Genomic DNA, 15745 nt, shown 5'->3' on the forward strand with positions numbered 1-15745 from the left:
TTATTGCGTACACAAAGGATCTGTCGTCGAATGGCAAGACTCATAGTGACTCTTATTTGCGTGCTACTCCCTACGACTGCGCTTGCAAATACCGTCTATAAATGTCGCAAAGACGATAAGGTCGTCTTTAGCCAAACTGCCTGCCCACAGGATTATAGCCAACATAAGATTGAGTATCAGCTTGGCATCACCACTGAAACCGATTCAGACAAGCGAGAGACGCCTGTCGACCCGCTGCAAGCCTTGCTCAATAGCCAAACGATTTCTAAGGAAAAACTGCTGCAATTGCTCGATGCCGAGCTTTACCGCCTGAAGCAGGAAAACAGCTATTTCGAAATCCTTAGAACCAGTGAGTTGCAAAAATTAGAACGCCAACGTTACTGGCAACATAAAGAAAAAGATGACCCTGATTACATCAGCCAGCTCAATAAAATTAACGATCATTTTAATGGCTTAACCTCGAATAACACTCAGGCGATACAGCAGTTATCCGACCGGAAAACACAAATTTCCGCCGAAACCGAGCCAGATGAAGTGAAATAAAAACCTTAGCTTTCGAGTTTAGAGAACAAAAAGCATCCTATAGCCGTTTCCCACCTAAAAATGACACTTAGCTTGATATAAACCGACTGAAAATGGCAAATAAAGAGTGAGATACTTCTATCGTGCACACGACTCTTTTATGAGCAACCCAACAAAATTGCCCTCTTCTCTCTAAATCAACCGCAGAAGTATGCCGACAATCTGAGTTTTCAGCTCTGTAGCCTCAATGAATACCACTAAATAGCGTTGATAAATCGACTTAGCCTTAATATGATCACCTAAAAAATAAAAAATCCCCTCTAAGGAAGCCTTAGAGGGGATTTTTCGGTAAGTGTTTGAGCCTAAGCCTGACCGATTAGTTTTGCGATTTGCTTATCCTGCACACGGGACAAACTGATTAGTGCGACAATGGCCCCTATCAAAGCTAAAAACATATCCGATTGGGTATCCCACACATAGCCTTGAGTACCTAAGAATGCCTCGGCGCCTTCTCCCGTCGCGGCCGCCACCCACCACTCAATCAGTTCATAGAAGGCGCTAAAAGCCAACACAAAACAGGTGACTAAAAAGGCACACCAAGCACCGGGTTTAACGGCTTGATTACGTAGCATAATCTCACGGGCTAACATGGCTGGGATAAAACCTTGCGCAAAGTGCCCGACCTTGTCGTAGTTGTTACGCTCACTGCTCATCCATTGGGCAATGGTGTCGAACAGTGGCACTTCGGCATAGGTATAGTGCGCACCAACAAACAACACACAGCAATGCACCAACACCAAAAAATAGACTAAAGGTGTCAGTGGAAAACGCTTTCGGGTAAACACTAAAAGCGGTACCGCAACTAATGCGGGCAAGGCTTCAAGCCACCAAGTAAATGGATCTGCGGGTTTTATCGCCGACCACACTAAAACTGAGAGGTAAATACCGCACCAAATGATTTTGTTATTCAATGTTCCTTCCTCTTATGCGATATTGTTCTAATTCTAGAATATTAACTTTAGCCATCTAGCCCTCCACACTGAGCAAAAAAAGTGCTACTTTGGAAGGCCAAGGTTGTCAGCATATCACACAGAACTATTTCAATTAATTAGAGGGTACCCATATCATGGCGAAACATTCGCTGGACAAGGATAAGATCAAGATCCTGTTGTTGGAAGGCGTCCACCAATCTGCGGTCGATGTATTTGAACGTGCTGGATATACCAATATCGAGTATCACAAAGCTTCCTTAGGTGATGAAGCCCTGCACGAATCCATCAAAGATGCTCACTTTGTTGGTATTCGTTCCCGTACCCAATTAACTGCCGATGTACTTAAACGCGCCGAAAAACTGATTGCGATTGGTTGTTTCTGTATCGGTACTAACCAAGTGGATTTAGCGACCGCCGAATTACTCGGTATCCCCGTTTTTAACGCACCATTCTCTAATACTCGCAGCGTGGCTGAACTGGTATTAGGCGAAATCATCATGCTGATGCGCGGCATTCCTGAACGTAATGCTATCGCTCACCGTGGTGGCTGGATGAAGACGGCCGCAGGCAGTTACGAAGTCCGTGGCAAAACCTTAGGTGTGATAGGTTATGGCCATATCGGTACACAGCTTGGGATCTTGGCAGAAACCTTAGGCATGCGTGTGGTGTTTTTCGATATCGAAGACAAACTGCCATTAGGCAATGCCCAGCAAATCCATTCAATGGAACAATTACTGGCACAGTCCGATGTAGTCAGCTTACATGTTCCTGAAACGCCGCAAACGAAAGACATGATTGGTACCGCCGAATTTGCGGCAATGCGTAAAGGCAGCATCTTTATCAACGCCTCACGCGGTACTGTGGTTGATATTGACGCCCTGACTGTCGCCCTTAAAGAACGTCACCTTGCGGGTGCAGCCATCGACGTATTCCCCGTCGAGCCACAATCAAATGATGATGAATTTATCAGCCCATTACGTGGCTTAGATAATGTGTTACTGACGCCACACGTTGGCGGCAGTACAGCTGAAGCGCAGGAAAATATCGGTATCGAAGTAGCAGGTAAGTTAGCTAAATACTCAGACAACGGTTCTACCGTATCTGCGGTTAACTTCCCTGAAGTGTCGCTGCCAATGCACAAAGGCACCTCTCGCCTATTGCATATCCACCAAAACCGTCCTGGCGTGCTGATCAAAATCAACAAAGCCTTCTCTGAAAAAGGCATCAACATTGCCGCTCAGTACCTGCAAACCACTGCAGAAATCGGTTATGTGGTGATGGAAGTCGATACTCACCAAGCCGAAGAGGCACTGGTTGAACTTAAGGCCATTGAAGGCACACTGCGCACTCGCGTATTGTTCTAATGCTTTAAGCACTCAGCTTGAGTGAATTTATAAGGCGCACATTTCATTCAAGATATGTGCGCCTTATGCTTTTGAGCACCGCTTAATTCCGCTACAATCTAGCCTCTTGCATCGTCTTCATTTTCAGGATCTCCGCTATGACTATTGCAGTTTCGACACCCACTTGGGATCTGGACGCCTCCATGCCTCCACTTATGCTCGCCAACCTATCCAACCTCGGCCTTATCAAAGTAGTCGGTGAACAGGGGCGCAGTTTTATCCATGGCCAAGTAACTACGGACATTAGCTCACTCGCAGCCAACCAATGGCGCTGGGGCGCACATTGCGATCCTAAGGGTAAGATGATCGCCAGCTTCCGCACCTTTGCTATCCAAGAGGCGCTGTTAATGCTGCTGCCAAGGGCTACTATCGATGTCGATCTGCCGCAACTGCAAAAATATGCGGTGTTTAGCAAGGCAACTCTGACCAATGCCTCTGATGAGTGGACATTACTCGGTGTTGCAGGCGAACAAGCTGTGCAATTTGTGACCCAACACTTTGGTGAGGTTACTGAAGAACTGACGCTGGTTGAACATGGCGCCATCCTAAAGGATGCAGATCGTTTTATTCTGGTGCTGCAGCCGGACGCGGCAACAGCATTAGTGAGTGAGCAAACAGTGTTTGATGCCAGCGCTTGGCAAGCATTAGAAATTGCAGCTGGTTACCCCAACCTAGCACCAAGCCATGCTAATCAGTACGTACCGCAGATGTGTAACCTACAGGCTATTAACGGCATTAGCTTTAACAAAGGCTGCTACATGGGCCAAGAAACTGTGGCGCGGATGAAATACCGTGGCGGTAACAAGCGCGCGCTTTACATTCTTCACGGCAGCACTTCATTAAATATCAATTTAGAAACTAGTATCGAGATAGAATTGGAAGACGGTTATCGCAAGGGTGGACAAATCATTGAATTTGTTCAACGCGGTAATCAAGTTTTACTCACCGCTGTTCTCGCTAACGATACCGAGAACGATGCCAAGCTGCGCTTTGCCGACGATGAGCAATCCAGTTTACGCATTCAAGCATTACCTTACTCACTCGAAGAAGCCTAGCTGCTAAGCGAGTCGTATTGAAAAAGGCGCCAATGGCGCCTTTTGCTTTTAATGCTCGATATAAGTGTCTCGAATCGCCACCACTTCGGGCAAAATTTGCTTAAATTCGGCCACCAGCTTAGGGTCAAAGTGTTGCCCTGCTTGGCTTTCGAGTAACTCGAGCGTGGCCTCTATTGTCCAAGGCTCCTTGTAAGGACGGCGCGAAGTCAAGGCATCGAAAACATCCGCTATCGCCACAATCCGACCTTCGATAGGAATATTTTCCCCCGACAAACCATTAGGATAACCCGAACCATCCCATTTCTCATGGTGGGTTAAGGCAATGCGCCGCGCCATTTGCAGCAGTGGATCGCCATGTTCGCCAATGATCTCGGCACCAATAGCGGCATGTTGCTGCATGATTTTCCACTCTTCGGCATCGAGCTTACCTGGCTTTTTCAGTACCGCATCGGGCGTGCCGATTTTACCAATGTCATGCATAGGCGCCGCATTATACAACAGTTCGCAGAAGGTACTCGGTAAGCCTAATTTTATTGCCAGAAGCCGCGCATAATGGCTCATGCGCACAACGTGTAGGCCCGTTTCGTTGTCTTTGTATTCGGCGGCGCGGCCTAAACGGCGGATAATTTCGAAACGAGTTTCTTCTAACTCTTGGGTGCGCTCTTTGACTTGTTGCTCTAGCAGGCGTTTTTGATCGTACGTGAGCTTACGGCAGCGTAGCTCAACTTATTTCAATTAACCTGATTTAATCATTGTAACTAAATCAACCCGGTCACAATGATGCCAGATAAACTCCTTAACACCCTCGCTAACTTTGAACAGTGGCGAAGCAATAAACCTTCTCGAGGTAGTGCAATCCCTGAAAATTTGCGCCAGCAAGCGATCGCCCTTTTACCGCATTATTCAAAAACAACCATTGTTAAAAAGTTGCGTATTAGTCATGAGCAATTCAATACTTGGCTTACCGCCAACTCATCAAGTGATGTATCCAATCACTTTATTTCACTACCCAATGCAACGCCGATAACCGAGTCGCTTTCTATCTCCCTGAAGTTCAACAATGGCAATTCTTTAGCCGTATCTGGCGAAGTCAGCGAAACACGGTTTGCTCAGTTAATTGAGGCCATAAAATCATGATCCATTTAACCCGTCATAGCGACATTTTGATTGCTACCCAGCCCGCTGATTTTCGTCAAGGCATTGATGGGTTAGCTACGCTGTGTAAACAACGCCTTCATTGTGAGCCTCGCTCTGGTACCTTGTTTGTTTTTATTAATCGTAACAAAACCATGGTGCGCGCACTCGCTTATGAAAATAACGGTTTTTGGTTGATGACAAAGCGTTTATCTAAGGGCAAGTTCTCTGGCTGGCCAACCATTAATAGTGCCATGACGTCCGTGGACGCCAAACATTTACGGCAATTGCTCAGCGGGAATTACCACCCATTATAAATAACCGCTTGATTTCATTTTAAATGGGATCATACTCCATCCTCTTTTTTATTCCCGCAGGCAAAAGGCTTATTGTGGCAAAACCTTTTAACGATATCGATGCACAATCTCTCGATGATTTAATCAAGCGAGTGATTGAAGCCAAAGAAAATAATCTTGCGCTTAGCGCTGATGATTATCAGTTATTGCTTGATGCGTTACTGACATTAACAACAACACAAAACAAGCTAGCTGACCACGGTATCACCGTGCATAAATTACGTAAGTTACTTGGGATTGAAAAATCATCAGAAAAACAAAGCGACCTGTGTAAAGCACAGAAAAAAACCAGCAAGAAAAGTAAAAAACCAAAAACACAGGATGAAGACTTTACACAGGTCAAACCGGTTATCATCAAACATGCGTTAAACGAAGTAAATAAAGGGGATAGCTGCCCAGAATGTTTGAAAGGTAAGGCCTATAAAGTCGAGCCTGGCAGTTTGTTGCGCATTACAGGGCAAACGCCTTTTACCCCAGAGCAACATATTATGGAGCGCTTGCGTTGCAATGCGTGTGGTGCCTATTTCACGGCAAACCTGCCCGATGAAGTATTACATGACGGTAATAGTCATCAAAAATATGGTTACTCTGCGCGTGCGTTAATGGCGATTTATAAATACTTTGCAGGGCTACCTTTTTATCGTCAAGGCAACATCCAAAAGCTATTGGGCGTCAACATCACTGCGTCGACGGTGTTTGACCAAGTAGAGCTTGTCTGTGATGCGATTTATCCTGTTTACCAGCACTTGTTTGAGTTGGCTGGCGATGCTAAGCACTATTACTTAGATGACACCACCCACCGTATTCTTGACGCCAAGCCAGTTGAAAAGAAAGTACGTAATAGCGAGAAAACACGCTTGCGCTCAGGTGTTTATACATCAGGAGTGATTGCCAGCTTAAAAACGGGCCATGATATTGTGTTATTTGAAACCAATATTGGGCACGCAGGTGAGTTTATCGACCGCATACTCTACAAACGACAAGTCACTGTCGCACCGATATTAATGAGTGATGCGCTCGCCAGTAATCAGCCAAGTACTTGCGAGGTTGAAACATCACTTTGTAATAGCCATGCAAGGCGCCAGTTTGTCGATGTCATTAATCATTTCCCCGAAGAGGTTGAAAATATACTCACACTCTATGGTGAAGTTTGGCGCAATGAACAGACAACCATTGAACGTGAACTCACCGCACGCGAGCGACTTGAGTACCATCAGCAACATTCATTACCCATACTTGAAGCGATTAAAAGTTGGGGTGAAAAGCACTTTACTAATGAAAGCATTGAAGAAAATAGCGGTCTAGGCAAAGCTATCCGTTATTTTTTAAAACACTATGACGGGCTGAGTTTATTTTGCCATCACGAAGGGGTAAAAATAGATAATAACCGCATAGAATCGATGTTAAAAATAGTGGTGCGAGATAGAAAAAATGCGATGTTTCGTAAAAGCTTACTCGGTGCGAACATTGGCGATGTTATCACGTCGATGATAGCAACAGGCAATGAAGCAGGCATCAATGTATTTGATTACTTTACGCGACTGCAACGAGATGCGGATGATGCAAAAAAGCATCCTGAAAAATACCTACCTTGGAATTATCTCGACCAATACCAATAATAAACCGCTCATAATCAAGCAATGCTTGGGCCAGTGGCCTAAGTATTGCCGTGCCTGAAATTTAAGAAACCAGATTTTTTGCTTTATTACTTATGTCACGCCATGCTGCCGTAAGCTCACGATCGTACAGCGCCAGATGGGTTCGCACCCGTGCTTTTACCACGGGGGCACTCACAGGCTTAGTGATGTAATCGACGGCGCCGAGTTCAAACCCTTGAGTCTCGTCGGCCACCTCGGACAAGGCGGTCACAAAAATCACCGGAATATGGCAAGTTAAAGGCTCCTGCTTAAGCAGCTTACAGACTTCATAGCCGTTCATGCCAGGCATCATTACGTCGAGTAAAATCAAATCCGGCAGGGTTTTGGCGACAAGGGCGAGTGCTCTTGGTCCATCAATCGCCACCTTGACCTTATAATCCTCACCGAGGATGCCCACTAAAATATCGATATTTTCCGGTGTATCATCGACGACCAATATTGTTGCCTTATCCATCAACACTTTCACCTTATCCTGTGGCTTATCAATGGCCAATACCGCACTCTCTTGACCGGTTTTTAGGTTAATGCCGCAAGCACTTCATCAATCAAATCCACAGCTTCATCAAACTGATACTGATTAATCATAGTCAGGGCTGGGCTGAGCTGCAGCCATAACTTGCTACTGACCTGAGGTTTTAGCGCATCGATTTGCGCCACCGCATCTGAGTCAGCATCCTCTAGGCTTTGTCGCAGCTGTTTTAAGGCGGTGACTAGCGCCTCTGGCGAGAGTTGTTCGCTCGTCGATGTGGTCGACTCCTCAAACTGGGGTTTTACCCGCTCAATGGCATCACAAATCGACGCCACTAGCGCTTGGATTTGGTCTAACTCAGTTTGGTATTCGCTCTTCTCGCTTAAGTGCAGCTCTAGTTGGCGGGCTAATTCCACCAGCTTGCTGGAGCTTAAGTTGCCCGCGAGCCCCTTCAAGGTATGCGCCATCCGCACGGCATCGTCACGTTTGTCATTGGCGAGCGCTTTATTGATGAGATCCACCACATTACGCTGACTGGTAACGAAACGATCGAAGATCCTTTGGTACAAACGGGTAGAGTTTTGAACTAATTGTAAGCCCCTATCGATATCCAGCTCTGGATGCTCGGGCCATTTCACCACAGATTCAGAATCTAAGTTGATCGGTTTAACTGGAATATCAACCAGTTGACTCGGCTCTGTGTTATCGACCAGCGACGCGCTGCCACCTAAATATTTCAACAGGGTTTGATACAGTAGATTGACCTCAATCGGCTTAGCGATATGGTCGTTCATCCCAGCTCTTAAACACATTTCCTTATCGCCAGCCATCGCATTTGCTGTCATCGCGACCACGGGCAGCTCGGTGAGTTCGGGCCGCTTTCTAAGAGCCTGCGTGGCCTGATAACCGTCCATCACTGGCATTTGGCAGTCCATCAACACCAGATCGAAGCTCTGCTGTTCCAGCTTATCGAGCGCAATCTGGCCGTTAGTGGCAATGGATAAGATAATCCCCACCTGCTCTAAAAACTCGGTGGCCACCTCAAGGTTCATCTCATTGTCTTCAACCAAGAGAATACGCTTGCCCTTAAGTGGCAATAACAGCTTAGGATCGATGCTCTCGCTCTGGCGTCTCACGGGGAGAACCCCAGCCCGGCCGAGGGAGTTCATAATGCCGTCGAGTAACCTAGATGCGCTAATGGGTTTACTGATATATCCGGCCAAGCCAAGTTCTTCAATTTGGCTTAAGAAGTCTTGGTTGGCGTGGGCCGACACCATCAAGATCCGCGGCGCTTTCTTCGCCTGCTGCTTGATTTGTTTAGCCGTTTCAATGCCATCGAGATTCGGCATCTTCCAGTCGATCAGGGCGACGGCATATTCCTGCTGGATACAACGGGTCACAGCCTCTTCGCCGGAGCGCACAGTATCCACCCTAAAGCCCATGCTTTCTAAGGTAGTACGCATAATGTCGCGGGCGGTGGCATTGTCATCGGCAACCAGAATCGGCATGCCTTCAAGCTCTTGGGCGACCGTTAGCTTTTGACCGCTGGAAATCTGCAACTTAACGGTAAAATAGAAGGTACTGCCGTGGCCGAACTGACTTTCAACCCCAATGGTGCCGCCCATCAGTTCGACGAGCTGTTTACAAATCGCCAACCCTAAGCCCGTACCGCCGTACTTGCGCGTTGTAGAGGTGTCGGCCTGACTAAAGGATTTAAACAGTTTGGCCTGCTGATCTGCGGTTAAACCAATACCGCTGTCGCGCACACTAAAGCGCAGCACCACATCGTCATTTTGCTGCTCAACTAAGTTGAGCGATAACAAGACTTCACCGCGCTCGGTAAACTTAATCGCGTTGTTCATCAAGTTGATCAGCACTTGCCCTAAACGCAGCGAATCACCGAACAAGTGCCTAGGCACATTGGGCGCCACAGCAAACAGCAGTTCAAGCTGTTTATGGGCTGCCTTCTCGGAAAACATATCGCTGAGATCTTCGAGCATAGTATCGAGCTGGAAGGGCACAGATTCGATATCTAACTTGCCGGCTTCAATTTTAGAGAAGTCGAGAATGTCGTTAATGATGGAAAGTAAGGATTTTGAGGCGCGCTCAATTTTCTCCACATAGTTCTTCTGCTTCTTATCCAGCGCCGTCTGCAAACAAAGTTGCGACATACCGATAATGGCATTCATTGGCGTGCGGATTTCATGGGACATATTCGCGAGGAAATCGCCCTTAGCCTTACTCGCCGCGTCCGCTTCCTCTTTCGCCACTAACAGTTCGTCAGACAGCAGTTTCAACTCTGTCATATCGACCATACTGACCACGGCCGACTCGAACTGCTTCTGGCTATCAAACAGTGCCGACACATTGACCGTCATCCATAACGGCTCACCATTGGGGCGAATAAAGCTACGTTCACCGCGATAGTGGTCGACTTTACCTTCGGCCAATTCTCTAAACTGAGCCTTAGCGGTTTCTTTATCCTGCAGGCTTAAGACATCGAAAATAGGCACGCCGCAGAGTGACTCTCGGGTCTGGCCCATGTCTTCGCAATATTGGTCGTTACAGTCGAGGATCACGCCTTTGGCATCGACGTTCACAATGCCAATGGTCGAGCCATCAAATAGCGCCTTAAAGTGCGCCTCGCTGACCGCCAACTCTTCTTCAATGGCTTTACGCTCGGTAATATCCATCACGTAGCCATTCCAAATAATGGCGCCATCGTCGTTGTAGTGACCGCTCGCACCCGCCTCCATCCAACGAATGCTGCCGTTAGGATGGCGATAACGGAACTCTCGCACCCATTGCAACTTGTCCTCACTCTTACCCGCTAAGGCTCGCACCACCTCGGGACGTTCCTCATCAAATATCCGCTCGGCAATGATATTAAAGTCTTTCAGTAAATCTTCGCGGTGTAAGCCCAGCATATGGAATGCAGCGCCGGAGAGGAAAGTAAAGGTGCGTTCCGCAGGAGAAACCCAGCGCAACTGATACACGGTACAAGGGATGGATTCGGTAATATTGGTGAGTTGCAGGCGCGATGCCTCAAGCTCAACCATGGCCAGTTTGCTCTCGGTGATATCGTCAATACTGCCGTCAAACCACAGCGGGAATCCTTCTTCGGTATAACTCGCCTTGCCCTTTTCATGCACCCAGCGAATGCTGCCATCACGATGGCGGATGCGGTATTCCACCTCAAAGGTTTCTTGCTGCGCCAGCGCCCTATCGATATGTTGATGGCATAGCTCACGATCTTCTTCCACGATTAGTGAGGCAAAGGTGCGTTGGCGGTTTTCAATAAACTGGCTCGCCGCAAACCCCGTAATATCGGCAATGTTGTCACTGACATATTCCATCACCCAGACATCGCCGATGCGCGTACGATAGACGGCGCCAGGAATATTGGTCACTAGGCCGCGGAACCTTAGTTCACTGTCACGGATTTTTTGCTCTACGGCTAATTTCTGGGTCATATCCCGAATCGATGCCGCCACTTGTCTGCGACCTTCATGATCGGCAGGTAAAATACTCAAGGCGATTTCGGCGACAAACTCCCCGCCATCGGCCTTAAGCGCCCTAACATGGCGCGCATTGGCCATGGGGCGATCGCGGCCTTCACGCAAAAATTGCAGGCGGTCGCGGGCATGGTTGCTACGCATGGCTTCAGGCAAGAGTGACTCCACCTGTAGCCCCAACATGCTGTTGGCATCGTAACCAAAGAGAATTTGGCAGCGAGTATTAGTGAATACAATTGAGCCCATCTGATCGACGATCAGCATCGCCTCTGGCGCCGCTTCGAGTACGGCATTAGACCAAGTGGCAGCGGAGAACTGTTCGGTCACATCGGTGAATAACATCTCCACCGACATCAGCTCGCCCGTATCCGAAACCAAGGGCTGCATAAAGAGGTCGAGCATACGTGGATGGCCACTCGCGTCGAGCAGCTCGACTTGATGGGAAGGAACGTTCTCCCCCTTCAGGGCTAAATCCGTGTATTCCCAGTTTTTTTCATTTAACGGATTGGCGGTAAACAGTCTTTGATACTTACGCTTGAGTAGCTCAGGTGACATACCCAAGACCTTAGTGACGCCCTCACTCACCTGCGCCAACTGCCCTGAAGGGTCGAGCGAGCAATAGAAGGACTTATCACTCATGCCATCGATCAGCCGCGCGAAACGGTTACCGCGGGAATCTAAAATCGCCTGCTCACGCTCGGCGAGGAGTTCCGCCATCTGGTTAAAGGTACTGCTTAAGGTAACTATCTCACTCACCGCGCCTTTGGGGATCGCCAATTGCTGGGCTTTACCCTGACCGAAGGCCAAAATGCCCGACTCCAGCGCCTCAAGCGGCCGAGTCAAACGTTTAGCGGCGATGTAGCAAGTGAGTAATAACAATAGGGTTAATAAACTTAGGTTAAGCACCACGGACGCCACATCATCCAGCAGCGTTGCAAACAGCTGATGTTCGGGCACCATGACAATAACGCGCCATTTGAGCTTAGCCACTGAAGCAACACTGGCGAGATACACTGTGCTCTTATCATCGATAAAGCGCGCTTGTCCGTTTAACCCCTTATCTAATAATGTCCAAAAGTCACTGTTTCGACGGGTATTTCTATCGAGCCATTCGGCGGAGGTCACGGCGAGCACTTTCTCTTTATCGCTGTGGAAGATCAGCCGCCCTTGATCATCGAGTACCACTAATTGGCTTGGCTGCACACCCAGTTGTTCAGGCAATTTATCGAGCGCCAAATCAACGGTCGCCACCCCAAAGTAATCATTTTCAGGACCAAAAGGCACCGAATAAGTCACCATCAAAGTGTTTCCTGCGCCCTCATCAAAATAAGCCTTAGACCAATAGCCTCCGGGTTGATTAATGGCCTTTGACCACCAATCCCAAGAGCCATCGGTATAGTCATAACCCTCGGCGCCAATATCTAGGTAATGGAAGTTGTTGCCATCGCGGTAAACATAGGGGGAAAAGAGTTTTTTATCGGGGAAGGTATAGGGTTTAAAGGCAACGGCTGAGCCATAAAAATCGGGATTGCGTTCAATGCGATTAGTGAGTACCCGTTTGATTTTCTCACTATCATTAATGCCCTCCTTATTGGAGATAAACCCAATAAAATCGGCAACACCTTGCGTATTCGCCTGCGCATGTTCGAGTAGCAACTGTAGGCGATAGGCGGAATGATTGGACTCCTGGGCTAAGGAATCGTATAGCTTTCGCTCGGCAGAAAGATAATTAAACCAAGCATTAATGCCGTAAACGGCCGTCATGATAAGAATTAAAGGCAGCGCAATATGGGATAGAATTTTGCTGCGGAAGGTACGAAGTTTACTTTTATCCATGGCGTCGCCTCAAAGCCCCCGTTTTTAATCCACCCATTTTTGGGTAGCCCTTATAAAGTAAACGAAGAACCTTGTGGCGACAATCTTAAAGTTAAAATAATGTGAACTAATATATTGTTTTCACAACATTAATAAATTGGGTCTAATGTACGGTTTGAGAGTGTCCGAACAAAATAGCTTTGGGTTTCGGCAATAATGACGTGCCTTAATCCAATAATGGCAATCAAGTTAGGGATCGCCATTAAACCATTTACCGTATCGGCCAATAACCAGATCACATCCAGCTTGATAAAGGCGCCGACCGCAATCAGGCCTAAAAACAGCATTTGATAGGCACGCAGCCCACGTTCGCCCACTAAGTAATACCAGCAGCGTTCGCCATAGTAGTGCCAACCTAAAATGGTGGTGAATGCAAAACAGACTAAGGCGATAGTCACTAAATACTGACCGATAGCCGCCGAACCGCCTAAGCTAAAGGCCGCGCTGGTCATGGCTGCGCCAGCGGTATCGCCGCTCCAGACACCCGTAATAATCAGTACCAGTCCCGTCATAGTACAGATGATAATGGTATCGAAAAAGGTGCCCGTCATGCTCACTAAACCCTGCTCGACCGGCTCATTGGTTTTCGCCGCCGCGGCGGCAATTGGCGCGCTACCGAGGCCAGACTCGTTCGAAAACACCCCGCGGGCAATCCCCATTTGAATCGCCTGCGCCACGGTCGCCCCTAAGAATCCACCCGCCGCCGAAACAGGCGTAAAGGCCGACTCCACCACTAACTGCAATGCTGGTAAAATCGATTCGGCAAAACTCACTAAAATCCATACACAAGCCAGCACATAACCAATCGACATCGCTGGCACTAACTTTTGCGCCACGTTGGAAATCCGCTTCACCCCACCTAAGGTTACCGCCGCGACTAACAGGGTGAGCACCAGTGCCGTCGCCCAGGTCGGCACCTCAAAGGCAATGGTCAGGGCATCGCTAATCGCATTCACTTGGGCAAAAGTACCAATCCCGAAGAACGCCACCCCCACGCCAAACAGGGCAAACAACTTCGCCATCCAATGTATGCCCAGACCCCGCTCGATGTAATACATAGGGCCGCCCGCAATTTGCCCGCGCTCATCGGTGGTGCGGTATTTTACCGCCAACATACATTCGGCATACTTGGTTGCCATGCCGAAGAAGGCCGCCAGCCACATCCAAAATAATGCCCCAGGGCCGCCCATCTTAATGGCAGTTGCCACCCCAACAATATTGCCCGTCCCTATGGTGGCGGAGAGCGCCGTACACAAGGCGGCGAAGGAAGAGAGATCTCCGTGTCCTTTCGCAGGTTTAAACAATAAGCTAAGCGCCATAGGCAAACGAAACACTTGGATAAGCCGCAAACGCAAGGTGAGATAGATGCCCGTACCCACAAGTAAACACAGGGTAATGGGTCCCCAAACGATACCGTTAAGGCTGCTGAGTAAAGCTTGAAAACTCATGATATTCCTCAATTATTAAACAACTAAATTAATAAAGGAGGAGGAAAAGAAATGGCTGTGACACACCGCTGCCAGCCTAAAGAAAGACTCTCACCCAGCCAATAAAGGCAGGGAAAGCGTCCAAAAGACAAACGACAGGGACCGTGCAGTCATCCTCTCCTCTGTCCTTTTGCCTGAGCGTTTCGCAGAATGCATTCATCGATGCACCTACTTTCGCCTTCGGCGCCACCTATTATCGCGACTTAACGCAATCGGTAGTCTCTCCAGAGGCTCGTCCAGTAACAGTCCACGCCTTGCGGCACCTGAAAGAGTGCTTTGGTTCGGGACACATCCCAAAACAAAGTTGCCTCGTCGGTGTGGGGTTAATTCCCCACTCTCCTGCTACCTTCATCCGAACGGATTGTTAAATCGATAGTCCGCTATCGATTTAACAGGGCGCACAGCATGCAACAAACACAAAAATAGCTCAAGCCCATTCGCTCACAGAATGCGAGCTAAACGCCACAATTGCAGAAAATTTAAACAGCATAAAACCTAAGTCTGAATCGATGCAAAGTGAACCTTAAGGGCCAAATAGCAGTATCTATCAGAAGATAAAATGTTTTATCTTTAGTCGGGCTAAATGTTGCCAGAGTGGAAGGATAAATGTCAGAAGTAGCCAAACTTATCCAAGTGAGTAAAAGTTTTCGCGACGGCGAGCAGCGCCATACCGTACTACAAGCCGTCGATTTAACCTTGCATCGTGGCGAAACCATCGCACTCACCGGCCCCAGCGGCAGCGGCAAAAGCACACTGTTAAATTTGATCGCAGGCTTTGAAACGCCAGACAGCGGCCAGATAGTGCTGAATCATCAACCCACCCAAGATTGGCAAGACAAACACTGGAGTGAGTTCCGGCGCAACCACTTAGGCGTCGTGTTTCAACAATTTAATCTACTGACGCCACTCAATGTGAGAAACAACATAGGTTTTTCACTCAATCTCAACGGCGCCAGTTGGAATCCTTGGTGCGATTATCTCGTCGACAAATTGGGGCTGGCTTCGCTGCTCAATCGGCAGGTCGAGGCACTTTCAGGCGGGCAACAACAAAGGGTCGCTATCGCCAGAGCCTTAGCCCACAACCCGAGTTTACTGCTGGCCGACGAACCCACAGGCAACCTCGATGATGAATCGGGTAAACAGGTGATGTCACTGCTGTGTGAACTGGCCAAAGAAAGCCAAACCAGCATACTCATGGTCACCCACAGTGAAGAATGCGCCGCCTTTATGCACAAACGCTGGCATCTTTCCCACGCCGCTGTGTCTATCTCCGGTTAAC

At 48.2% G+C, this 15745-nt stretch carries 10 protein-coding genes, 2 pseudogenes and 1 riboswitch; of the genes and pseudogenes, 7 read left to right on the top strand and 5 right to left on the bottom strand.

The features are described from left to right. The first annotated feature begins 30 nt into the window (after positions 1–30). The gene (locus N5E87_RS17305; RefSeq protein WP_279775509.1) at positions 31–543 is read left to right on the top strand and encodes a DUF4124 domain-containing protein; all 513 of its coding nucleotides are present in this window, start codon (positions 31–33) and stop codon (positions 541–543) included. 341 nt (positions 544–884) lie between these two features. Here N5E87_RS17305 and N5E87_RS17310 read toward each other — a convergent pair whose 3' ends face one another. Beyond that, positions 885–1493: a DUF2238 domain-containing protein gene (locus N5E87_RS17310; RefSeq protein ID WP_279775510.1), complete on the bottom strand. Its 609-nt coding sequence runs from the start codon at positions 1491–1493 to the stop codon at positions 885–887. 155 nt (positions 1494–1648) lie between these two features. Here N5E87_RS17310 and serA point away from each other — a divergent pair, with 155 nt between their 5' ends. Together serA and ygfZ are read left to right on the top strand one after the other, a co-directional pair. Continuing rightward, the gene (gene serA, locus N5E87_RS17315) at positions 1649–2878 is read left to right on the top strand and encodes a phosphoglycerate dehydrogenase (RefSeq protein ID WP_023266825.1); all 1230 of its coding nucleotides are present in this window, start codon (positions 1649–1651) and stop codon (positions 2876–2878) included. A 137-nt stretch (positions 2879–3015) separates the two neighbouring features. Continuing rightward, positions 3016–3972 carry a tRNA-modifying protein YgfZ gene (gene ygfZ, locus N5E87_RS17320; protein WP_279775512.1) on the top strand — a complete coding sequence of 319 codons (957 nt, stop codon included), beginning with the start codon at positions 3016–3018 and terminating at the stop codon, positions 3970–3972. Positions 3973–4020: 48 nt separating this feature from the next. Here the strand turns inward: ygfZ and N5E87_RS17325 are convergent. Further along, positions 4021–4671, bottom strand: a pseudogene (locus tag N5E87_RS17325) (HD domain-containing phosphohydrolase); the annotation flags it as partial. An 81-nt stretch (positions 4672–4752) separates the two neighbouring features. Here N5E87_RS17325 and N5E87_RS17330 point away from each other — a divergent pair. The 3 genes from N5E87_RS17330 to N5E87_RS17340 all read left to right on the top strand — a co-directional run bounded on the left by N5E87_RS17330 (position 4753) and on the right by N5E87_RS17340 (position 7081). Further along, positions 4753–5109: a hypothetical protein gene (locus N5E87_RS17330; RefSeq protein WP_140374535.1), complete on the top strand. Its 357-nt coding sequence runs from the start codon at positions 4753–4755 to the stop codon at positions 5107–5109. After that, on the top strand, positions 5106–5423 hold the full coding sequence (gene tnpB / locus N5E87_RS17335; RefSeq protein WP_086904928.1) for an IS66 family insertion sequence element accessory protein TnpB: 318 nt from the start codon (positions 5106–5108) through the stop codon (positions 5421–5423). The genes N5E87_RS17330 and tnpB overlap by 4 nt, the downstream gene beginning before the upstream one ends. 131 nt (positions 5424–5554) lie before the next feature. Then, a complete protein-coding gene (locus tag N5E87_RS17340) occupies positions 5555–7081 on the top strand; it encodes an IS66 family transposase (RefSeq protein ID WP_279768420.1) in 1527 nt (508 codons plus the stop codon). A gap of 115 nt (positions 7082–7196) precedes the next feature. On the opposite strand, the pseudogene N5E87_RS17345 reads toward N5E87_RS17340, so the two are convergent. The 3 genes and pseudogenes from N5E87_RS17345 to N5E87_RS17355 form a co-directional block, all read right to left on the bottom strand. Beyond that, positions 7197–7574, bottom strand: a pseudogene (locus N5E87_RS17345) (response regulator); the annotation flags it as partial. Between the two features lie 62 nt (positions 7575–7636). Continuing rightward, positions 7637–12940, bottom strand: coding sequence for a PAS domain S-box protein (locus N5E87_RS17350; protein ID WP_279775513.1), 5304 nt, complete (start codon positions 12938–12940; stop codon positions 7637–7639). A 128-nt stretch (positions 12941–13068) separates the two neighbouring features. Next, complete coding sequence (locus tag N5E87_RS17355; RefSeq protein WP_279775514.1) at positions 13069–14427, bottom strand: sodium:alanine symporter family protein; 1359 nt, start codon at positions 14425–14427, stop codon at positions 13069–13071. Positions 14428–14578: 151 nt separating this feature from the next. Continuing rightward, positions 14579–14704, bottom strand: a riboswitch (glycine riboswitch). A gap of 368 nt (positions 14705–15072) precedes the next feature. On the opposite strand from N5E87_RS17355, the gene N5E87_RS17360 reads away from it, so the two are divergent. Further along, positions 15073–15744: an ABC transporter ATP-binding protein gene (locus N5E87_RS17360; protein WP_279775515.1), complete on the top strand. Its 672-nt coding sequence runs from the start codon at positions 15073–15075 to the stop codon at positions 15742–15744. The last annotated feature ends 1 nt before the right edge of the window (position 15745 follow it).

The organism is Shewanella sp. GD03713, from assembly GCF_029843705.1.
GTDB lineage: Bacteria > Pseudomonadota > Gammaproteobacteria > Enterobacterales > Shewanellaceae > Shewanella.

Excerpts from the sequence above, each read along its gene's own strand:
- ygfZ (WP_279775512.1), top strand. The coding sequence starts at position 3,016 with ATGACTATTGCAGTTTCGACACCCACTTGGGATCTGGACGCCTCCATG.
- N5E87_RS17330 (WP_140374535.1), top strand. The coding sequence starts at position 4,753 with ATGCCAGATAAACTCCTTAACACCCTCGCTAACTTTGAACAGTGGCGA.
- N5E87_RS17305 (WP_279775509.1), top strand. The coding sequence starts at position 31 with ATGGCAAGACTCATAGTGACTCTTATTTGCGTGCTACTCCCTACGACT.
- N5E87_RS17355 (WP_279775514.1), bottom strand. The coding sequence starts at position 14,427 with ATGAGTTTTCAAGCTTTACTCAGCAGCCTTAACGGTATCGTTTGGGGA.
- tnpB (WP_086904928.1), top strand. The coding sequence starts at position 5,106 with ATGATCCATTTAACCCGTCATAGCGACATTTTGATTGCTACCCAGCCC.
- N5E87_RS17360 (WP_279775515.1), top strand. The coding sequence starts at position 15,073 with ATGTCAGAAGTAGCCAAACTTATCCAAGTGAGTAAAAGTTTTCGCGAC.
- N5E87_RS17350 (WP_279775513.1), bottom strand. The coding sequence starts at position 12,940 with ATGGATAAAAGTAAACTTCGTACCTTCCGCAGCAAAATTCTATCCCAT.
- serA (WP_023266825.1), top strand. The coding sequence starts at position 1,649 with ATGGCGAAACATTCGCTGGACAAGGATAAGATCAAGATCCTGTTGTTG.